This window comes from Mucilaginibacter sp. 5C4 (genome assembly GCF_034345625.1).
Lineage (GTDB): Bacteria > Bacteroidota > Bacteroidia > Sphingobacteriales > Sphingobacteriaceae > Mucilaginibacter > Mucilaginibacter aurantiaciroseus.
The window spans coordinates 1,648,273-1,668,619 of sequence record NZ_CP133775.1 but is presented as its reverse complement, the minus strand read 5'-3'; the positions used below and the strand labels follow the sequence as shown (position 1 = coordinate 1,668,619).

18 protein-coding genes are annotated in these 20,347 nt (G+C 44.1%); 5 read left to right on the top strand and 13 right to left on the bottom strand.

The window, feature by feature from the left end:
• Window positions 1–47 precede the first annotated feature (47 nt).
• On the bottom strand, window positions 48–1,757 hold the full coding sequence (locus RHM67_RS07835; protein WP_322231558.1) for an alpha-amylase family glycosyl hydrolase: 1,710 nt from the start codon (window positions 1,755–1,757) through the stop codon (window positions 48–50).
• Between the two features lie 130 nt (window positions 1,758–1,887).
• On the bottom strand, window positions 1,888–4,215 hold the full coding sequence (locus RHM67_RS07830; RefSeq protein ID WP_322231557.1) for a family 65 glycosyl hydrolase domain-containing protein: 2,328 nt from the start codon (window positions 4,213–4,215) through the stop codon (window positions 1,888–1,890).
• A 291-nt stretch (window positions 4,216–4,506) separates the two neighbouring features.
• On the opposite strand from RHM67_RS07830, the gene RHM67_RS07825 reads away from it, so the two are divergent.
• Window positions 4,507–5,811, top strand: coding sequence for an NAD(P)/FAD-dependent oxidoreductase (locus RHM67_RS07825; protein ID WP_322231555.1), 1,305 nt, complete (start codon window positions 4,507–4,509; stop codon window positions 5,809–5,811).
• Window positions 5,812–5,953: 142 nt separating this feature from the next.
• On the opposite strand, the gene RHM67_RS07820 is transcribed toward RHM67_RS07825, so the two are convergent.
• The 4 genes from RHM67_RS07820 to RHM67_RS07805 all read right to left on the bottom strand — a co-directional run bounded on the left by RHM67_RS07820 (window position 5,954) and on the right by RHM67_RS07805 (window position 10,576).
• On the bottom strand, window positions 5,954–6,877 hold the full coding sequence (locus tag RHM67_RS07820; RefSeq protein WP_322231553.1) for an aspartate carbamoyltransferase catalytic subunit: 924 nt from the start codon (window positions 6,875–6,877) through the stop codon (window positions 5,954–5,956).
• A 95-nt stretch (window positions 6,878–6,972) separates the two neighbouring features.
• Complete coding sequence (gene pyrR / locus RHM67_RS07815; RefSeq protein ID WP_252758316.1) at window positions 6,973–7,518, bottom strand: bifunctional pyr operon transcriptional regulator/uracil phosphoribosyltransferase PyrR; 546 nt, start codon at window positions 7,516–7,518, stop codon at window positions 6,973–6,975.
• Between the two features lie 152 nt (window positions 7,519–7,670).
• Window positions 7,671–9,686: a 30S ribosomal protein S1 gene (gene rpsA / locus RHM67_RS07810; RefSeq protein WP_322231552.1), complete on the bottom strand. Its 2,016-nt coding sequence runs from the start codon at window positions 9,684–9,686 to the stop codon at window positions 7,671–7,673.
• 212 nt (window positions 9,687–9,898) lie between these two features.
• The gene (locus RHM67_RS07805; protein ID WP_322231550.1) at window positions 9,899–10,576 is read right to left on the bottom strand and encodes a hypothetical protein; all 678 of its coding nucleotides are present in this window, start codon (window positions 10,574–10,576) and stop codon (window positions 9,899–9,901) included.
• A gap of 229 nt (window positions 10,577–10,805) precedes the next feature.
• Between RHM67_RS07805 and tyrS the strand changes: the two genes are divergently transcribed.
• Genes tyrS through RHM67_RS07790 form a run of 3 tightly spaced genes read left to right on the top strand, consistent with a single transcriptional unit; the run spans window position 10,806 to window position 13,073 of the window.
• Window positions 10,806–12,089, top strand: coding sequence for a tyrosine--tRNA ligase (gene tyrS, locus RHM67_RS07800; RefSeq protein WP_322231549.1), 1,284 nt, complete (start codon window positions 10,806–10,808; stop codon window positions 12,087–12,089).
• Window positions 12,090–12,126: 37 nt separating this feature from the next.
• Window positions 12,127–12,621 (top strand): antitoxin Xre-like helix-turn-helix domain-containing protein, encoded by a 495-nt coding sequence (locus RHM67_RS07795; protein ID WP_322231548.1) that lies wholly within the window; start codon window positions 12,127–12,129, stop codon window positions 12,619–12,621.
• Window positions 12,621–13,073 carry an RES family NAD+ phosphorylase gene (locus RHM67_RS07790; RefSeq protein WP_322231547.1) on the top strand — a complete coding sequence of 151 codons (453 nt, stop codon included), beginning with the start codon at window positions 12,621–12,623 and terminating at the stop codon, window positions 13,071–13,073. Before RHM67_RS07795 ends, RHM67_RS07790 begins: the two co-directional genes overlap by 1 nt.
• A gap of 62 nt (window positions 13,074–13,135) precedes the next feature.
• Here RHM67_RS07790 and RHM67_RS07785 read toward each other — a convergent pair whose 3' ends face one another.
• A complete protein-coding gene (locus RHM67_RS07785; RefSeq protein WP_322231546.1) occupies window positions 13,136–13,789 on the bottom strand; it encodes a PH domain-containing protein in 654 nt (217 codons plus the stop codon).
• Between the two features lie 64 nt (window positions 13,790–13,853).
• Window positions 13,854–14,840: an acyl transferase gene (locus tag RHM67_RS07780; protein WP_322231545.1), complete on the bottom strand. Its 987-nt coding sequence runs from the start codon at window positions 14,838–14,840 to the stop codon at window positions 13,854–13,856.
• A gap of 145 nt (window positions 14,841–14,985) precedes the next feature.
• Between RHM67_RS07780 and RHM67_RS07775 the strand changes: the two genes are divergently transcribed.
• Complete coding sequence (locus RHM67_RS07775; RefSeq protein WP_322231544.1) at window positions 14,986–15,660, top strand: lipid-binding SYLF domain-containing protein; 675 nt, start codon at window positions 14,986–14,988, stop codon at window positions 15,658–15,660.
• 123 nt (window positions 15,661–15,783) lie between these two features.
• Here RHM67_RS07775 and RHM67_RS07770 read toward each other — a convergent pair whose 3' ends face one another.
• The 5 genes from RHM67_RS07770 to RHM67_RS07750 all read right to left on the bottom strand — a co-directional run bounded on the left by RHM67_RS07770 (window position 15,784) and on the right by RHM67_RS07750 (window position 20,238).
• Window positions 15,784–16,200 (bottom strand): hypothetical protein, encoded by a 417-nt coding sequence (locus RHM67_RS07770; protein ID WP_322231543.1) that lies wholly within the window; start codon window positions 16,198–16,200, stop codon window positions 15,784–15,786.
• Window positions 16,201–16,298: 98 nt separating this feature from the next.
• The gene (locus RHM67_RS07765) at window positions 16,299–16,850 is read right to left on the bottom strand and encodes a hypothetical protein (protein WP_322231542.1); all 552 of its coding nucleotides are present in this window, start codon (window positions 16,848–16,850) and stop codon (window positions 16,299–16,301) included.
• A 4-nt stretch (window positions 16,851–16,854) separates the two neighbouring features.
• A complete protein-coding gene (locus RHM67_RS07760; RefSeq protein ID WP_322231541.1) occupies window positions 16,855–17,193 on the bottom strand; it encodes a hypothetical protein in 339 nt (112 codons plus the stop codon).
• Between the two features lie 3 nt (window positions 17,194–17,196).
• Window positions 17,197–19,629 carry a penicillin acylase family protein gene (locus tag RHM67_RS07755; RefSeq protein ID WP_322231540.1) on the bottom strand — a complete coding sequence of 811 codons (2,433 nt, stop codon included), beginning with the start codon at window positions 19,627–19,629 and terminating at the stop codon, window positions 17,197–17,199.
• Window positions 19,630–19,674: 45 nt separating this feature from the next.
• Entirely contained in the window at window positions 19,675–20,238 is a 564-nt protein-coding gene (locus tag RHM67_RS07750) for a thermonuclease family protein (RefSeq protein WP_322231539.1), read from the bottom strand.
• Between the last annotated feature and the right edge of the window lie 109 nt (window positions 20,239–20,347).

Below are 20,347 nucleotides of genomic sequence, written 5' to 3'. Positions count from 1 at the left end.
GCCATAATTACGCCAAAGTGCTGCCCTTGCGAGATTTTAAAGAAGAATTACAAATTTAGCAATAAACCACTGCTCGCCCCTACTATAACGGGGATACCTGTATTGATATCATCTGTAAAAAAGGTGTTCCCGCTTAACAGATCTGTAAAACTTGCCCCGCCGCTCAAGCCAAGTTGTGTAAGCAATTCCATAGGGATTTGGATATTAATGGCACGTTCGGTACGGTTAAAGTTGGCAATTACCAGTACTTTTTGGGTGGCTGTATAGCGCAGATAAATATACAGCATGGTATCAAAACCGGGCTGGTGCTCGTTGGCTATCATCAGTTCGTAAAACTCGCCGCTGCTTAATGCGTCGCTATCTTTTACCACATTCAATAACTTGCTATAAAATCCTCGCAGTTCCTTTTGTGCCGATGTGAGGTTTGCGCCATCAAAAGCGCCGTTGTTCATCCATTCCTGGTGCGCAGGCACTCCCCAGTAATCAAAAATAGTGGTGCGGCCGTCATCGCTGCTAAAACCCATAGCACCTACAGCAGGTTCGCCTACCTCCTGCCCATTGTAGATCATGACCGGGCCGGTTGCTAAAGTAGCGCTCACGATCATGCCAGGAATGCCATAACCGGCGTCGCCTGCAAAATCACGACTGGCGATTCGCTGCTCATCGTGGTTTTCCATAAAGCGGAGCATATGCTCGTCAATTCCGCGGCAATGGTCGTTCCATACGGCGTTTATTTCCCAGGTTGATGCGCCCGGCTCGGCGCAGGTTAATCGGCGGACGGCATCGTATAGCCCTACCTTATCATATAGGTAATCGAAACCACCATTGTGGATATAGTTTTTGTACTGGGTTTTATCGTATGCTTCGCCGATGCATACCAGCCCGGGGAATTTTTCTTTCAATTTAGGGATAAGCCATGCCCAAAAGTCTACGGGCACCATCTCTATCATATCGCAACGGAACCCATCCACGCCCATATCTGCCCAGTACGTTAAAATATGCAGCATTTTATGCCACAGCGGCGGGATATGGTCGAAATAGGATCTTTTACCATCAAGGTAGTAAACCCCATAGTTTAGTTTGATGGTTTCGAACCAATCGTTTATGGAGGGCGCGGGGTTGAAAACATCATTCCCCGTGGCTTTCGCCGGGAACTCATCAAATTTGCCATCTTTTAAAGGCGAAGTAAATTCATCACCACCGGGATTATAACCGCCCGGCACTACAAACGGCTGACCGGGGATATAGTAATAGTCGTTATCGGGTGCAAAGTGCAGGCTGGTGTCATCATGCTCGCCAAAATCGTGCACGCCATCGGGCTTTACATCCGAGGCATAGGTACGGGCAACATGGTTGGGCACAAAGTCGATAATAACCTTTAATCCATTTTTATGCGAACGACCAACCAATTCTTTAAATTCCGAGATGCGGAACTCTATATCATCTGCAAGGTCGGTAGCGATATCATAGTAATCTTTGATGGCATAGGGCGACCCCGCACGACCTTTAACCACATCCGGATCGTCTGTTTTGATCCCATGGGCGGAATAATCCGTCATGGTGGCATGTTCGATAACACCCGTATACCAAACGTGACTAAAACCCATCGCTTTGATCTCTACTAAGGCTTTATCGGTAATATTTTTTAGCTTGCCAACGCCATTCTCTTCTATAGAGCCGTAAAACTTATTGGTGGTATTTTTATTGCCGAACAATCGCGGCAGCAACTGATATATAATTAATTTATGGTTGGGCATTTAGTTGACCGTGTTTGATTTATCTATACAATAATCTTATCGCCAAGTCAAGCGTTCACGCTTGACTTTAGTTGCTTTGGCAGCATCCACGCTGCCGTGTTTTCGTGAGCGTGGATGCTTAAATCATCTTTCATTCAAGCGTGGACACTTGAACGGGCGTTAGTTTTTCTGAATTTGATTTAATAAGCGTATCGCTTCCGTAGATCTTTATTACAATCTCTTTATCGGACAAGTTTTTAACCGTTACCCCATCTCCACTTACCCTTACATTCAGCAATGCGCCCCTAAACCCAACCTGGAAAGAGAACGCCTGCCATTGATGCGGCAATAACGGATTGAATGATAACACACCATCCTTAACACGCATCCCGCCAAAGCCTTCTACTACGGCCATCCAGGTGCCTGCCATGGATGTGATGTGGCAGCCATCGTCGGTATCATCATTATAGTCATCTATATCCAACCTTGAAGTGCGGAGGTAAAACTGATAAGCCCGGTCAATATCGCCCAGCTTAGCGGCTAATATGGCGTGTACGCATGGCGACAGCGACGACTCGTGCACCGTCCTCGGTTCGTAAAAATCATAGTTGCGGCGGATGGTATCGATATCGTAATTATCCTCGAAGAAATACAGCCCCTGCAATACATCTGCCTGCTTAATATATATGGAGCGCAGGATCCTGTCCCAGCTCCATTTTTTAACAAGCGGCTGCTCGGAAGCGGGCAGGTCTTTTACCAGGATTTGTTCTTTGTCGAGATAGCCGTCCTGCTGCAAGAAAATGCCAAGCTTATCATCATGCCCGAAATACATTTTGCAAATGATGTCCGCGAATTTCTCGCATTCCTGCTCCTCGCGGAAAGTTATTTTAGTAACCAAATCTTTGTATTTAGCCTGATTAACTTCTTTTGCCTTGCCAATAGCCTCGATGGTATATTTTAAACACCACACCGCGATGGTGCTGGTGTACCAGTTATTGTTAACGTTATTCTCGTACTCGTTTGGCCCGGTTACGCCCAGCATTACGTACTGCTGCCTTTCGGCCGACCAGGTAATCCGCTGCGCCCAAAAGCGGGAAATAGCGATCAAAACCTCTAAACCATAATCGGTGAGGTAGGCTTCGTCGCCCGTATATCGTACATAATTAAAAATGGCAAAAGCAATTGCCCCATTACGGTGGATCTCCTCAAAGGTTATCTCCCACTCGTTATGGCATTCGGTGCCGTCCATAGTAACCATGGGGTAGAGCGCCGCGCCATCTTTAAAGCCTAATAGTTTGGCATTGTCTATAGCCTTTCCCAGTTGCTTATAGCGATATAACAGCAGGTTGCGTGCTACTTTCTGCTCGGCAGTCGCTAAATAGAATGGCACACAATACGCCTCGGTATCCCAATAGGTAGAACCGCCGTACTTTTCACCGGTAAACCCTTTGGGGCCAATATTAAGGCGGTCGTCCTCACCGGTATAAGTTTGGTTAAGCTGGAATATGTTGAAGCGGATGCCCTGCTGCGCGGCGGCATCGCCTTCTATAATAATATCGTTGTGTTTCCATTTTTCGACCCAGGCATTTGCTTGCTCCAGCAGCATAACAGCAAAGTATTTTTGGCTGATCCGGGTTACCTGGGCAATTGCTTTATCAGCAAGTTCTTCGGCTTTATAATTTTGTGAGGAAAGGTTTACTACATACTTGTAAAGCGTAAGCGGCTGCCCTGATACTGCATTTACAGTTATTTCGGCTCCTATATACTTTTCTTTTTGGATAGGTTTTGATGAAAACTCTTCAGGCTTACCACCCCGATTAAGTAATACTTTCATGGCGGTTGCCACCTCGAAGCCGGTCTTTTTAGTTCTTAATTGCACAAAACCGGTATCGTCGCCAACGTCTTTCTTAACCTCTTCCCAAAACTTCTCGCCATAGTTGGAATCTGCATTGATAATATCGCCATCGATAAACGGGGTGAGTTTGATATCGCCTGTAAAATTAATAGCAGTTACCGTATAAGAGATAGCCCCGGCCTCATCATCTACAATGCTGCAAAAGCGGGTACTCTCTATCCTTATTTCTTTACCCTTGGGACTTTTCACCAGCGTGTTACGCTGCAAATACCCTTCGCGCATATTCAGCTCGCGCATAAAATCGATCACCTCCCATTTGGCCAGGTCGAGTTGTTCGTCGCCTATCCAAACATCTATCCCTATCCAGTTGGCAGCATTCAAAACCTTGGCAAAGTATTCGGGGTAACCGTTCTTCCACCACCCCACGCGGGTTTTATCGGGATAGTAAACACCGGCAACATAGTTTCCCTGCAAGGTTTCGCCGCTGTAGGCTTCCTCAAAATTGGCACGCTGCCCCATGCGTCCGTTGCCCAGGCTAAAAACGCTTTCAGCAACCTTGTTATATGATGGGTCGAACCCTTCTTCGATGATTTTCCACTCGTCAACCTTAAAATATTGTTTCATGCTCTATGGGGTAAAATGTTTGCCGATAATAGTTTCGCTAAAATAGCAGAAACATGGATAAGTAGGTATAGAAATTACACGAGGAAGTTTACTCACCCCGGTCATTACTACGGTCGACCACCCTCTCTCCGCAAGCGGAAGAGGGTTAGAATATTATTCCTTTTCCCGTCACCCTCTTTGCAAAGCAGAGAGGGTCGCCAGCGAAGCGTAGTGGGATGAGTAAATCGCCTTGAGCAAAACGCTCTCTTGCATCTTCCACCCAATACTTTTACATTGCGTTACCTATCGTATATGAAAAACAACATTTTAATTATTGGGGCTGGGGCCGCCGGTTTAATGGCTGCGCGTACCCTTAGCAGCGCAGGCAAGCAAGTGACGGTGTTGGAAGCGCGTAACCGTACAGGCGGCCGCATCCATACGTTAAGCGACGAATTGTTTTTTAAGAACACCGAACTGGGTGCCGAGTTTGTACACGGCGACCTGCCCACTACCATCAATTTATTAAAAGAAGCGGGAATTGAATACCATAGTGCCAATGCCGAAATGTGGCGGTATCAAAATGGGGATTTCGAGGAGAATAGCATGGTGATCAAAGACTGGGACCTGCTCATTAAACGCCTCGACGCACTTAAAGAAGATACCAATATCTGGGATTTTTTGAATGAAGAATTCCCGGGGGATAAATATGAGGAGCTACGCAGCTCGGTATGCGCGTATGTATCCGGTTATGACACTGCCGACCCACGCGATGCCAGTGCCTTTGCCCTGCGCAAGGAATGGGAACATGAAGAAATAGATGCCCAGCACAGGCTTAAGGGTGGTTATTGCAGCATGATAAATTATTTAAGCAACGAATGCAAAAGCAAAAGCGGGCAAATTTACCTGAATGCTGTGGTTAAGACAATCGAATGGAAAAATGGCAGCGTTAAAGCAATTACAAAAGATGGTTCTGTTTACGAAGCCGGTCAATTATTGATAGCGATGCCTTTGGGTGTGCTAAAAGCCGCCGAGGGTGAAAGCGGCGCAATAACCTTTAACCCGCCGATACCTAAATATAGCAATGCCATACAGCAAATGGGCTTTGGCTCGGTCATAAAACTTTTGTTTGAGTTTGATAACGCTTTTTGGATAGATGCAAAAACGCAACAGATGGCGGGTAAAAACGTTGGTAAAATGGGCTACCTGTTCAGCGATGAAGAGATCCCAACCTGGTGGACACAGGTACCCGACCACTCCACCGTACTAACCGGCTGGATAGGCGGCCCCGCGGCGGCAGATAAGATCAACACGCCCGATACCGAGGTATTGGAACAAGGCCTGCGATCGTTAGCTAATATTTTTAAGATAGATTTTGAAGAATTGAAAAACAAGTTGGTCGCCTACCGCATCATGAACTGGACGGCAGACCCTTTTACCCGCGGCTCTTACGCTTATGATACCGTTGATGCGCCCGAAGCACGCAAGGTATTAAATAGACCTGTTGAAGACACCATCTTTTTCACCGGGGAATATCTTTACGATGGCACGGCCATGGGCACTGTTGAAGCGGCTTTGACGAGTGGGCTGCAAGTAGCGGAGAGAATATTAAAGAATTAGATAGGTTTGCCCTAATTAGTAATAACATTTACAAGGTAAAAATTTGCTGAGCGATAGAGAAGCATCTAATCATCGCCATGTCGCCTACTTGTAGGTTGTAGATTAAATCCTTGGCTATCGCTCACAGGATGACAAAAACAGATTATGGCGTTTGCCCTGCCAATAAATACAGTACTGCCATACGGATGGCTACGCCGTTCTCCACCTGGTCGAGGATGATTGATTGCTTGCTATCGGCTACATCACTGGTAATTTCAACGCCGCGGTTTATAGGGCCGGGGTGCATTACGGTTATCTCTTTATCAAGGCTGTCCAATATCTGTTTGTTTAGGCCAAACATCATGGTGTATTCGCGCAGGCTCGGAAAATATTTTATATCCTGGCGCTCCAGCTGGATGCGCAGCATGTTGGCTACATCGCACCAGTTTAATGCTTTAATCAAGTTGTGCTCAACCTTAACGCCTAATGAGCCAATGTATTTGGGGATCAGCGTGGTAGGGCCGCAAACCATCACCTCGGCACCCAATTGTTTAAGGCAAAGGATGTTTGACAGCGCCACGCGCGAGTGCAGGATATCCCCTACTATCACTACTTTTTTACCGGCTACATCACCATAACGTTCGCGGATAGAGAAGGCATCAAGCAGGGCCTGTGTAGGGTGCTCATGAGCGCCATCACCGGCATTTACGATCTGGGCCTTTACATGTTTAGACAGGAAGATGCCCGCACCCGCGTAAGGGTGGCGCATTACAACCATATCCACTTTCATGGCCAGTATGTTATTTACAGTATCTATCAGGGTTTCGCCCTTGCTAACTGATGAGGAAGATGCAGAAAAATTCACCACATCGGCAGAAAGCCTTTTTTCAGCCAGTTCAAAAGAAAGGCGAGTACGTGTCGAGTTCTCGAAGAAGATGTTAGCGATAGTAACATCGCGCAGCGAAGGCACTTTCTTGATCGGCCTGTTCAGCACCGTTTTAAAATTATCGGCGGTTTCAAATATCAGTTCGATATCCGAGAGGTTCAAATCTTTAATTCCTAATAGGTGACGTGTGCTAAGAGCCATATTTTTATTTCGAATGTCGTCCCGATAGCTATCGGAATCGAATTTGCTTTTTCTGTATAAAAGTTGACTTCAAATCTGAAATCGTAAATCTAAAATCACTTCGCCTCCGATACCAACACAATCCTGTCCTCGCCGTCGGTTTCCTTCCAGCTTACTACTACTTTTTGTGATGCTATGGAATCCACCTCGATGCCGACATAATCTGCAGAAACCGGGATGTGTCGAGAGTATCTTCTGTCGACCAGTGCCAGCAGCTCCACTTTCTCCGGCCTGCCAAATGCCTGCATGGCATCCATAGCGGCGCGGATGGTGCGGCCTGTCCACAGAACGTCGTCCATCATAATTACCTTTTTGCCTTCGATTATAAAATCGATCTTGGTTTGGTTGGGCACCAGCGGCGAACCCTGGCGGCGAAAATCGTCGCGGTAAAAGGTTATGTCCAGGTCGCCCTGTTCTATTTTACTGTCCGGTAAAATCTTTCTTAATTCGTCGGCTACGCGCTTAGCCAGGTATATGCCGCGTGGCTGTATGCCAATTAAAACAGAGCCTGAAAAATCGTTGTGATTTTCGATCAATTGACGACATAAACGCTGAATAGTGATTTGGAATTTTTGACCGTCGAGCAGCGTTAAGTTTTGCATCGTAAGGGTGGATTTGGGCAAAGGTAATTTTTTTTGCTGATTTGTGGAATAGCCAATAAATATTACTTGAAAATCAAAACGCAAATACAAAGCTATCCACAAAAAAAGCCTCCCGATAAATCGGAAGGCTTTCGTATATAAACTTTAAAAGATTAAACTTCTTTGGTTTCTTCAGCAGCAGGAGCTTCAGCTTCCGGTTCTGCTTTTTTAACAGCAGGAGCAACAGGGGCTTTTTTAGCCGCTTTGCTTTCTGCACCTTCCATTTGCTCTTTTAACTGAGCAAGTACGCTAAGGTCACCTAAAGTTGATTTCTCTACTGATTCTTTCACTTTCTTAACCGCGTTGTTAGCAGATTTTGCTTCTTTTTTACGGTTTTCGAATTCCTGAACACGGGCATCAGTACGAGCTTCTTCCCATATACGTGAGTGTGAAATAACGATACGTTTATTCTCTTTGTTGAACTCGATGATTTTAAATTCAGCGGTTTCTTCAGCTTTTACAGATTTACCGTCTTCTCTTACAAGGTGTTTTGTTGGGCAGAAGCCTTCAACACCGTAAGGTAAAGCTACGATAGCACCTTTATCAGTTACTTTAATAACAGTACCTTCATGGATCGAATCGATAGTGAAGATAGTTTCAAAAGTATCCCAAGGGTTTTCTTCAAGCTGTTTGTGGCCTAAGCTCAATTTACGATTTTCGATGTCAAGCTCAAGAACTATAACGTCTAATTTTTCGCCAACCTTAGTAAATTCGTTAGGGTGGTTTACTTTTTTAGACCATGATAGGTCAGAGATGTGGATCAAACCGTCAATACCATCTTCCAGTTCAACAAACACACCAAAGTTAGTCATGTTTTTTACTGTAGCGATGTGTTTAGTGCTAATGGCGTATTTCTCGCCAGCGTTTTGCCATGGGTCAGGAGTCAATTGTTTGATACCTAAGCTCATTTTACGTTCGTCTCGGTCTAAGGTTAATACCTGTGCTTCAACTTCGTCGCCAACTTTAAGGAATTCCTGAGGGTTACGTAAGTTTTGAGACCATGACATTTCTGACACGTGGATCAAACCTTCAACACCCGGGATAATTTCTAAGAACGCGCCGTAATCAGCAACAGTTACAATTCTACCTTTAACCTTTGAACCAATAACTAAATCGGTATTAAGCGACTGCCAAGGGTGTGGGGTAAGTTGTTTTAAACCTAAAGCGATACGTTTTTTCTCGTCATCAAAATCAAGAACAACAACGTTGATCTTCTGATCCAATGCAAGAACTTCTCTCGGATGCTCGATACGGCCCCAAGATATATCTGTAATGTGTAGTAAACCGTCAACACCACCAAGGTCAATAAATACACCAAAGTCGGTAATGTTTTTAACGGTACCTTCCAATACCTGGCCTTTTTCAAGTTTGGCCACGATCTCAGTTTTTTGGTTTTCCAAATCGTCTTCGATAAGCACTTTGTGCGATACCACAACGTTTTTAAACTCGTGGTTTATCTTAACAACTTTAAATTCCATTGTTTTGCCCACATAGATATCATAATCCCTGATAGGTTTGATATCAATTTGTGAACCTGGTAAAAAGGCTTCAACGCCCATTATATCCACAATTAAACCACCTTTAGTCCTGCTCTTAACAAAACCGGTGATGATCTCATCATTATCCAGTGCCGAATTAATGCGCTCCCATGATTTTTGAGTTTTTGCACGTTTACGAGACAATACTAACTGACCGTTAGCATCTTCCTGTGATTCTACAAATACTTCAACGCTATCACCAACCTTAAGGTCTGGTGTATCACGGAACTCAGAAACAGATACCAAACCGTCAGATTTAAATCCGATGTTTAATACCACATCTTTGTTGTTGATATTTACAACAATACCCGAGATAATTTCGCCTTTAGTGATAGAACTGAATGTTCCGTCGTAAAGTTTTTCTAATTGCTCGCGGTCGCTATCGCTGTAGTTACCAAATTTTTTGTCATCTGCATCCCAGTCAAAATCTTGATCTGGTGTAGGTGCAGCTGCAATTTGAGATTTTATCTCTTCGATTGATATTGAATCAGCTTCTGATTCAATTGTTTCTTTTTCTGCGGTTGCCGTAACTGTACCCAGTTCAGCTTCCTTAGCTTTTAATTCTTTTTCTGCTTCTTGTTTTTTTGCCATTAATAAATTTTACTCCTTTTTCCCAACACTTAATTGGGATTGCAAAGGTACGGATATATTTTTTACAGATAAAAATATTTTTAGTGTTAATTATTGAGTTTTAAGCACTTTTATTAAAAAGTTTAAGTTTTTGTGAAGACTTGGGCGCAGATATGAGCTAAGTGCGTTAATTAGTTGAGAGATAAGACTCCAAACTCGGGCTTTATAAAGGTTTATCCCTCCGGCGAATTTAGCTTGTCCCCTATCTCATTATAGATGCTCATAAAGCTATCTATCAATCCAAGGCGGTAATCTAACAGTATAGTGGTCATGTCGGCCTCTTGCTGTGGTGTAAAAGGGTTACGCCACACACGCATGCAAATTCGTTTTAGGGCATAAGTAATCTGCTCTATATTAACATAGGTATTAAGGTAACGGCTACGCTTAAATTCGGTATGAAATTTAAAGAATACATCGGGGTTATCCATCCCGGCAAAAACCAAAAACTTGCGGATAACATCATCTTCGCAATTATCCAAATGGTCATAAAAATAACTTACCGTAATTTCGTTGGTGGTGATGAGCAGGTTATCCAGGATCAATTCTATAGCGATATGTCCCAAAAAGAAGGGTTTAACCGGCGATTCGGTTATAACAGGGGCCAGCAAATTTTTAAGCACATGCGAATGGGTAAGGAAAAAATCGGCTGAGTGAAAGTATTTGTCAACCAGTAAGTGCTTGTTCCAGCCCTCAATTATGGCATTAACTTTCGGATCGGCATGTACCAGTTTTTCGGGGTGCAGTATAATGGATTTATCGGCATTTTTCAAAAGATCGGGCAGCACAGTACCTAAGGTAAAGTAGCAGTTGGTGGTATCCCGGTCAAAATAATAATGCGATAAAAAATTCATAGAGGGCGCTTGTAGGTCTGATGTATTTGAACAAAATACAAAAATAGGCCTAAAGCGTAAAGCCCAACTACAGATATTATAATATAATGACGGTTTGATAACTCTGTTTTAACAGGAGTTAGGATGTGCAAATATGCAGATGTGCGAATATGTAGATGTTCAATTTATCAGTTGCCACATGCCTGTTAATTTGCATATTTGCACATTCGCACATTTGCACATTTATAATATGAATTTTGTTGAAGAATTACGCTGGAGAGGCATGTTGCACGATATTATGCCCGGCACCGAAGAAGTATTGAATAAAGGTATGGCTTCGGGATATATAGGTTTTGACCCCACTGCCGATTCGCTGCATGTGGGCCACCTTACCCAGATCATGACGCTGATCCACTTCCAACGCGCGGGCCATAAGCCTTATGCTTTAGTTGGCGGTGCTACCGGCATGGTGGGCGACCCATCGGGCAAATCGGCCGAGCGTAATTTACTGAGCGAGGATGTGCTGAACTACAATCTAAAATCGGTACAGGCGCAATTAGAGAAATTCCTTGATTTTAACAGTGGCGACAACAGTGCCCAAATGGTTAATAATTACGACTGGTTTAAGAACTTCACCTTCCTGGATTTTATCCGCGATGTGGGTAAGCATCTTACCGTTAATTATATGATGGCTAAGGATTCGGTTAAGAAACGCCTGGAGGGCGATACCGGCATGTCGTTCACCGAGTTTACTTACCAGTTGGTACAGGGCTACGATTTTTATTATCTGTGGAAGCATAACAACTGCGTACTACAAATGGGTGGCAGCGATCAGTGGGGTAACATTGTTACGGGCACAGAGTTGATCCGCCGTAAGGACCAAGGCGAGGCTTTTGCCTTAACCACTCAGTTGATTAAAAAGGCAGATGGCACCAAATTTGGCAAAACAGAAAGCGGCGCGGTTTGGCTTGACCCTGCACGTACATCGCCATACCAGTTTTACCAGTTTTGGCTAAACACTACAGATGTTGACGCAAAAGCGTATATACGCATCTTCACCTTATTTGAGCGTGATATTATTGAGGCCATGGAAACTGAGCATGACGCAGCGCCACATACCCGCGTTTTGCAAAAGGCTTTAGCTAAAGACATCACTCTTCGCGTGCATGGCGAAGCAGGTTTTGAGAAAGCTATTAAATCGACAGAGTTTTTGTTTGGCAATACCGGCATCGAGTTTTTGAGCGAACTAAACGATGAAGAGCTTTTAGCCATATTTAGCGGGGTATCAAACTTTACCATAGCTAAAAGCGAATTGGAAGCAGGTATAAATGTATCTGATCTGCTGGCTGTAAAAACTACTGTATTCCCATCAAAAGGCGAGGCCAACAAAATGATACAGGGTGGCGGTGTAGCTATCAACAAAGAAAAAGTGAATACGGCCGATGATGTTTACGCAAGCGATAAACTCATCAATAACAAATACTTAGTAGCACAAAAAGGGAAGAAGAATTATTTTTTAATTGTTGTAGAATAATTTTGAATTTAGACATTTGGTAGTTATATTTGTATAAATGTCGTACAAAATAAAACATACTGCAAAAAACGAGGTTAATGAACCTATGGCAATGTACATTCCCCAGGTATCATCAGCCCCGTTTTATAATTTGTTAGGAGGCGCAAAAACTGCAACCACCTCATCAGATTTTGACATCGTTAAACTGGCGCGCCAGGGCTTTCCTAAAAAAGCCCTGCTCGCGTTAGCCAAAAAGATATCCCTTAACATCCAGGAGTTAGCCGGCATACTGCACATTTCAGAGCGCACGCTGCAACGTTACGAGGATGATGCCATCATTAAAACAGAGTATGCTGAAAAGGCCGTTGAACTTGTACGCCTATACACCCGCGGCGAAGAAGTTTTTGGCTCGATAGATAAATTTAAGCTTTGGATGAAAACCCCGGGCTTGATATTTAACGGCGAGGCCCCTGTTACTTTTTTAGATACATCTGCAGGTTTTGATATGGTTTTTAAAGAACTTGGCCGCATAGAGCACGGCGTTTTTGCCTAATGATACTATACCGTATTGCTAACTGCAATTACATTAAAGACCTGAATGGTACCGGCGCGCGGCTATACGGCGGTCGCTGGAACAGCGAGGGAAAATCCATGGTTTACCTGGCATCATCACGCGCTTTGGCAGTGCTGGAAGTTTTGGTGCACCTACCTCCTCTTTTATTGCCCAATAATTTTTGTATTACCGAAATTGAAGTGCCCGAACATAACATACTAACACTTGATGTAAAAACCTTACCCGCCAACTGGCAGGACGCTTCGTCTCCCGCGGAATTAAAAACGTTGGGCAATCAATTCATCAAAGAAACCAAGTACCTGATGATGAAGGTGCCATCATCTGTGGTTCCCGAAGAATACAATTACCTGCTTAACCCTTGGCATACCGACATAAAAAAGGTGAGTATTATTAGTACTCACCCTTTTAGCTTTGATAACAGATTGTTGTAGTCAGAGATTTGTGACCAGAGATTAGTTCCTTTTTAACTAATCTCTCACCTCTGATCACTATCTTAAAAATCGCTCAGTAACTCCAATTTTTTATGGTTGTATTCTTCCTGAGAGATCAAACCGCTCTCGAACAGGGTTTTTAGTCTTTTCAGTTTTTCGGTAAGTTCGTCTTTCTTTGGCTCTTCTACCGGGGCAATGGGTGCTGGTTGCGGGGTAGGCGCAGCAACAGACTGTTGTGCTACCGGCTGGAAGGCTACCTGTGATGCGTGATCGATGTTTAACGAACCCGATTCGGCACGTTTTTCTTCCAGTTCGCGCAGGCGGCGGGCCTCGCGTTCGGCTTCTTTACGTTCCTGGGCGTATTGATAAAGTTTACGGGCCTGTACTTTAGGCAGGTAATCTACACCCATTTCGGTGCCGATGGTAGTTTTAGCACTAAACACCGCGCCTATAATTTCTTCTTTAGTATAAACGTCGATGATATCTTTCCATACAAAATCAACAAACTTAATGGACAGGCCAAGGTTTGCCGGGGTAAAGAAAAGCAGGCGTTTATTGGTAATGGCAATACAATCCGGAAAAAGGTTTACGATGGGCTTTTTCTGCACTGCTATGTATATAATCTCCTCGCTGGTAGTAAGCAGGTCAACCAAACGGCTATATACTTTTTCAACGGCCTTGGGGTCTTGTTCGTCGCGTAAGAATTTATCTATCATGATATTGATGTTCTTGATTGGGGCAAAAGTAAGAATATTTATATAACCCTTTTTAAATTAAGATTTAGGCGATCAGCAAATTACAACCGCGGATATCTGAGTTATCAAAGCGGCCCAATACCTCGAAAGAACCATCTTCATAAACCCTTCCCAGATCCTGCGTAGCTATAAACGAGCAGGAATTGATATTAGCCAGGTCGATGATATTTACACCGCCTGTTTTGCCCGTACCAACCAACGTAAAAGGGTCATTGGTGTCGCGGGTGATGATCTTCATCCAGGGCGGACAATTGAAGATGCCCCCTCCTTTTGAGTAAGCTTGGGACAAAAGTTCCGTCATCCCGTACTCGGAATGGATAGCGTTTACACCAAAACCTGCGCAAAGCGACGCATGTAGTTCCTCGCGGATCATTTCTTTGCGGCGGCCTTTCATGCCCCCGGTTTCCATTACGATAAGTTTCGGGAAATCTACCTTGTAGGTATCAATAAAATCCAATAAAGCGAAAGTCACACCTATCAATAAGGTTGGTTTACCTAAGGCATTCTGCTGTAGTATTTTAGCATGTAATTCTTCATGATTATACAGGTAAAAACCGCTATCCGCGTTATCCGACTGTGTGATCAAATCCTGCGCCATATAGATGAGTGATGAGCCTTCACGCTCCAAATAGGCTGGTAGTAAGGCCAATACGGTATAATCTTTTATATCGCCATAAAACAATTGGAATGCCCGGCGAAAGCTTTCCACATACCAGCTTACATCGGCTACATGGTGGCTGCTGGTGATCATCCCTGTAGTGCCAGAGCTGGTAAAAACCACATCGACGGGCTGTGCCGAGGTCACTACATTGTGTGCTTTGAAAAATTCTACGGGCAAAAAAGGGATATTTTCAAGGGATTTTACTGCACCCGGATCCGCCTTTAAACCACCAATAAACGCCTTGTAAACGCCACAATTCGCTGCCTGGTATTGAAATACCTGCAAGGCCGTTTTTGTGAAACGGTCCTCGTTATTTATCGCGAATATTTGCTCTTGTCCGGGCTTGATCATGCTGCGGTAAAGATAAGGCGAATAAGCAGATGTGCAGATATGTAATGTGCAGATGAATGTAAATATAAACCGGCTACGTATAAATATCTGCAACAATTATTCTGAATTGGAGTTATAACAACATTAATACACAACAAATACGACAATGAAAACATTAAAATTTTTAAGCTTACCATTACTGTTAAGCGCATTTTTTATACTGGCATCTGCCAAACCTGCCGACGAGAAAGGCGTAGCGAAGATCAACGACGCTACCAAGGTTATTAAGGAGTTTAGTAAGATGAAGGAAAGCATCCCGCATGAACTGATTGCCGAGTACGAGGGTATCGTCATTATCCCGAAACTGATCAACGCTGGTTTCGGTATTGGCGGTAAACGCGGACAAGGAGTTGCAATGGTTAAACTGGCCAATGGCAAATGGAGCGACCCGGTATTCATCACCCTTACCGGCGGCAGTGTTGGTTTCCAAATTGGTGTACAATCGGTTGATATGGTTTTGGTGTTCCGCAACAAGGGCGTTTTAGCCAAGGTAGAAAGCGGCGACTTCACCATTGGTGGCGATGTATCCGCAGCAGCGGGTCCCGTTGGCCGTAGCAGTACTGCCAGCACCGATTATAAATTACAGGCCGAGGTTTACTCTTATTCGCGTAGCAAAGGTTTGTTTGCCGGTATCAGCATCAATGGTTCTAATCTCGCTATCAATAAAAGCGCTAATGAAGCTTACTATGGCGAGGCTACTGCTTCCGCAGATATTTTTGCAAGGGGCTCGGATAAAACACCTGCAGTTACCGAGTTAAAAGCTGCTTTAGGCGCTTTATAATTAGAAGGATAATATTTATGATTAACAGCCCTGACCAGATAATGGTTGGGGCTTTTTTGTTGGTTAAGCTGAAAGCTTAACGCATTTTGGGACGAAGTTGAAAACTTCGACCAGTGGGATTATTTATTCAGGAAAATAACTCCACCAGTTTTCCATTTTCCCTGCTTCTTCTAAATCATAGGGGTATTCTCCAAAAAAAACTTTAACCGGCACAGAACCATTATTTTTATAAGGAATCAACTGAATATCAGCTGTAACGATATTTTTAGCTTTTAGAAGATATATTGTATTGATTTTCTTTAATCTGATCAACTTAGAAAGCAAGTTCCAATTTTCCTTAAAAGAACCCATTTTAATAATGGATTTCAACTCTTCATGCCCTTTTAAATACTCTATATCAACACAGAGATATATTTTCTGATCTCCATTTTTATCCAGGGCTATTACACTACAATAATAAGTTGTGCCATTAACATCTTTACAAAAACATTTTAAAACGTTATCGTACCAGTCTATAGTTATCGTGTCAACAAATTTCATATTATCTCAAATGCTACATTAAGCATCCCACTTGTGGTTTGCCCATTTTATCTACAAATAGTTTCCTTAAACAAGCGGTACGCGCACTGTAGCGGTGATTAATTATATATCACATCATACTTGGCCTCAGCTATTTTCAATAGCTTATTCATCTCATTCCCTTCATCACGATAATATAATCCTATACTACCTGTATGATGAAAATAAAAAAATATATTATGATGCTTAGAAAAGAAAATAGGACTATAAGGCGCGATTTGATTTGTTATACATGGCAAAATTGTCGATAAAAACATTTCCCAATTTTTTACTTTACATACGCCCTCATAATTGCCGGGAATTTCAGCCTCACATAACATGGCCAGGTATCCTTGCGTTTCTATTGATTTATTCTCTAAATCGTAATTGTATATGTCGGCATGAATATCCCAGGTGTCAAGGCAAAAACCCCACCATGATTTACTATAAACAAGTATATCATGTTCTATACCAGAGAACAATGTTGTAAACATAATAATCAGTCCGGCAACAGGTTTGTCGCTATCGGCTAAATAAATCTCTACTCTTTTAGCATCGCTTTCTCTGAAAGAAGTTAAATTAACCCAATCAAATGGGAAAGAAATATCGGTTACAGTTTCTAATGTTTGCATATATCTACCCCTTCTCAAACGCCCTTTTCACCAACCAACCCGACAATGCCGACATTCCTCCTGCCAAACCACCAATTAATGCGGTAACAGCAAGCAGCGAACCCCAGTTTGGCAAGTGGAAAACATGTGCCACGCGGATGGCCAGGATATGTTCGTTAGGGAAACTTTTAAGTAAGGCCAGGGCTATCCAGGCTAAGGCAATGCCGCAGAAACCTGACCAGAAAGCCCAGCTTGATCTTTTGCCGAAAATAATGGCCGCACCGAATGCCATAATGCAGCTTACCCACCAAGGGAACAGGTAACCGCAAATAAACGAGAGTAATAATATAACCGGGAATAACATAGCTTATTTGCTTAAGGTTAATGTTCTTTTTATTCTGTTGGAGTTTTGGGTGGCCGATTGCAAGAACAGCAGTTCTTTCAGCTTACCGGCTTGCCAGGTTTTTAGCATATCATCATAAAAGAAGCTGCCGGGGTTGCCCGATTGCCCGCCCGGGATAATGCCATACCCCTTAACCTGCGGACCAAGCTGTACCACCATCCGCCACGACGGGCCGTGACCATCTATCAGCGCGTTTACTGTTGAGCCGGTGCCGCCGCTGGCAAAATTGCCAGAACCTAAACCCGGCACATTGCCCAAATGCTTCACTTCAAATTGCTTTACATTGCCCCACTGCCAGGTTTTGCCAATGCCGCCCTCCTCTTTCACCAGCTCGTTTATAGCAGCGGTATAAGATGCCATGATGATATCCGTAGCGGTTTCTTTTACCGGCGTAGCCTTGTTATTAAACCAGATGGAGTTAGGGTCTTTCATCAGCAGGGCTTCTGTCCTGTCCATGGTTGGGGAGTATAAAAGAATCTTCTTGTCCTCGAAACTATCCCGCCAGGTAAAGGTGTAAAACTTAACCCACCACTTGCCAAAGATGCTTGCCCCTACCGATTTGGCTCCACAATATTTATCCCATTTCTTTAGCGTATCCAACGCGGCCAATTGTGTTTCATCCAGTTTAGATGCGTCTAAATATTTAATCATAGTTGGCAAAATATCCTGCGCGCGGATGCTGTAATCATCCGTTTGCAAAAGGCGCATGCTATCCACCGTGGCCTTGCTCATGGCACCAAGGCGGTCGTTTATGCGTTTACCGCGCTCGTAGCCTTCAAACTTCCAGTTGATATAGTACGGATAGGTTTGATCTGTAGACGATTGATTGGCCGAACTCACAAAGCCACGCTGCGGGTTCTTCACCGTTGGGTTTTGCTCGTATGGGATCCAGCCCTGCCAGTCGTTAGCCGGGTCGCCGCCATCCATAATAAATTTGCCCTGGTCTTTATATTTCAACGGCAGTTTACCGCTTGGCGTAATGGCAATATCGTTATCTGCGGATGCGAAAATAAAGTTTTGCGCAGGGGCGGTGTAGTAAGTTAATGCTTTGCGATAATCGGCATAGTTGCTTGCCCTGTTTAGCAGGTAAAAGGTTTTAAACTCATCGCTTTCATCATGCGCTATCCACCGAAGGGCATTGCCCACCGGCACATTAATGCGGCCTTTTTTGGCCATATCGGCATTATCATAAACTACCGGGCCGTGGTGGGTGTACAACACGGTATCTATCAATGGTTTTTGGCCGAGGATCTTGATGGTTTCTATCTTGCGGGTAACTTTGTTCCATTTGTTGTTATACCAGTATTCGGTGCGGTTGGCATCTTTAAACTTAACCTGGTACCAGTCTAAAATATCGGCATCTACATTTGTTACGCCCCAGCTTACTTTTTGATTGTAGCCGATAACCACACAAGGCGCTCCCGGCAGGGTTACGCCGTAAACATTTACACCTGGCGCGGTCATTTGCATTTGGTACCAAATGGATGGCAGCGTTAAATTCAAATGCGGATCATTCGCCAATATCGGGTAACCACTCGCTGTCTTACTGCCGCTTACGGCCCAGTTATTACTGCCGATGCCTTCTATCTTTTCCTTATCTTTCATACTCGCCAGCATTTGTGCTTTAAAAGCTGCGGGGGGCTGAGGAACGGGTAATGGTTTAAAATCCCATTTTGTCCCTGCGGGGATAATGGGGTCTTCGTGCGTTGGGTAGTCGGGAAACAAGTCGTTGGTTATTTTCGCGCCGAATTTATTGAGCACATTAGTCATGGCCAACTCGTTGGAACCGCCTGCCAATGTCTCGCTCATCAGCTTTAACAGGTATGCCGAATTAATTGGTTTCCATTCCTCGGGCGCATAGTTCAATAACTTAAATTCTATTGGGTATCCCCCGGGTTTAAGCTGGTTGATATATGCGTTCACCCCGTTGCTATAGGCGTTGATCACCTGGCTCATTATAGGGTCTTTTAAGATCCCTTGCAGGGTATGCTCGGCGCCGTAGGTCATGCCCATACGGCGATGGTAACGGTCTATATCTAAAGCCTTGGCACCAACAATTTCTGAGAGCCTGCCTGCCGCGCTACGGGTTTGGATGTCCATTTCCCAAAGGCGGGCTTTGGCGGTTAGGTAACCTTGTACGTAGTAAAGATCGTGGTCGTTCTCTGCGAAAATATGGGGCACCATGTTCTCATCAAACTTAACGGTAACCTTGCCTTGCAGGCCTTTTAATTTTAGGTCTTCTGTGGGGATGATGTTCTTGCTCTCGGCATTTTGCCAAAAACCGGTAGATGGGTTCAGGAACTCACCAAGTGGCGGGATATCGCCAAATTTGGTTTGCAGCGCCCAGATCAGCGCGAGTGTAAATATGGTAGATAGAATGGCCTTAAATACTTTCATTCGGGTTGATGTATTTGCAGGCAAGTTACGTATTACTACGCTACTTTAAAACGCTATCGTATCGCGCTTTTTATGGGCCTTTCTCTTTTTATAAGGTCGTTTGGCTTTAGTTGCCTTCTTTTCTACCCGCTTGGTTTTAGCTTCTTTCCTGAAATTCCAGGGCGGCGTTGGGTTGGTATCCTGCCACAGGCCAAGACGGGCTTCACGCGCATGCTTTTCCAACATGGCCAGTTCCATGCTTTTGGAATAAGCGCGGTACTGCCAGGCAAAGCCTTGCTTTACTATTTCGTAGTTTACGTTGGTGCCATTCTCCAGTTCTACCTGTGCTACGGTGCGGCCATAACGGTCTTTTTGGTTGCCTATCAGTTTTACCTTTTTACCAAAGCACAGGTCTGATGTAAATTGCTTGGCCGCCTGCCCAAAGGCCTGGCTTTTTTCGGGGCAATCTATTTCGGCCAGCCTCACCGTAATGCTTTGGTTATCGGGCGAGAGCAAAACCACCGTATCGCCATCCTTAACCCCTACTACCTTGTAAAGCGTTTCGGTTTTATTACAACCGAATGTTAGCGCGAAGACAAAGAGGCAAAAGACAAAGGACTTTTTAAGCATGAAGCGAAGATAGAAATTTGGGTTATTTAACAATAACGTTTATAGGCGTAAAAGACGCGAGGTATCGCATCTCTACAGATTATTTTTTCGTAGAGACGCGAAGTATCGC

Excerpts from the sequence above, each read along its gene's own strand:
- RHM67_RS07835 (WP_322231558.1), bottom strand. The coding sequence starts at position 1,757 with ATGCCCAACCATAAATTAATTATATATCAGTTGCTGCCGCGATTGTTC.
- RHM67_RS07830 (WP_322231557.1), bottom strand. The coding sequence starts at position 4,215 with ATGAAACAATATTTTAAGGTTGACGAGTGGAAAATCATCGAAGAAGGG.
- RHM67_RS07825 (WP_322231555.1), top strand. The coding sequence starts at position 4,507 with ATGAAAAACAACATTTTAATTATTGGGGCTGGGGCCGCCGGTTTAATG.
- RHM67_RS07820 (WP_322231553.1), bottom strand. The coding sequence starts at position 6,877 with ATGGCTCTTAGCACACGTCACCTATTAGGAATTAAAGATTTGAACCTC.
- pyrR (WP_252758316.1), bottom strand. The coding sequence starts at position 7,518 with ATGCAAAACTTAACGCTGCTCGACGGTCAAAAATTCCAAATCACTATT.
- rpsA (WP_322231552.1), bottom strand. The coding sequence starts at position 9,686 with ATGGCAAAAAAACAAGAAGCAGAAAAAGAATTAAAAGCTAAGGAAGCT.
- RHM67_RS07805 (WP_322231550.1), bottom strand. The coding sequence starts at position 10,576 with ATGAATTTTTTATCGCATTATTATTTTGACCGGGATACCACCAACTGC.
- tyrS (WP_322231549.1), top strand. The coding sequence starts at position 10,806 with ATGAATTTTGTTGAAGAATTACGCTGGAGAGGCATGTTGCACGATATT.
- RHM67_RS07795 (WP_322231548.1), top strand. The coding sequence starts at position 12,127 with ATGTCGTACAAAATAAAACATACTGCAAAAAACGAGGTTAATGAACCT.
- RHM67_RS07790 (WP_322231547.1), top strand. The coding sequence starts at position 12,621 with ATGATACTATACCGTATTGCTAACTGCAATTACATTAAAGACCTGAAT.
- RHM67_RS07785 (WP_322231546.1), bottom strand. The coding sequence starts at position 13,789 with ATGATAGATAAATTCTTACGCGACGAACAAGACCCCAAGGCCGTTGAA.
- RHM67_RS07780 (WP_322231545.1), bottom strand. The coding sequence starts at position 14,840 with ATGATCAAGCCCGGACAAGAGCAAATATTCGCGATAAATAACGAGGAC.
- RHM67_RS07775 (WP_322231544.1), top strand. The coding sequence starts at position 14,986 with ATGAAAACATTAAAATTTTTAAGCTTACCATTACTGTTAAGCGCATTT.
- RHM67_RS07770 (WP_322231543.1), bottom strand. The coding sequence starts at position 16,200 with ATGAAATTTGTTGACACGATAACTATAGACTGGTACGATAACGTTTTA.
- RHM67_RS07765 (WP_322231542.1), bottom strand. The coding sequence starts at position 16,850 with ATGCAAACATTAGAAACTGTAACCGATATTTCTTTCCCATTTGATTGG.
- RHM67_RS07760 (WP_322231541.1), bottom strand. The coding sequence starts at position 17,193 with ATGTTATTCCCGGTTATATTATTACTCTCGTTTATTTGCGGTTACCTG.
- RHM67_RS07755 (WP_322231540.1), bottom strand. The coding sequence starts at position 19,629 with ATGAAAGTATTTAAGGCCATTCTATCTACCATATTTACACTCGCGCTG.
- RHM67_RS07750 (WP_322231539.1), bottom strand. The coding sequence starts at position 20,238 with ATGCTTAAAAAGTCCTTTGTCTTTTGCCTCTTTGTCTTCGCGCTAACA.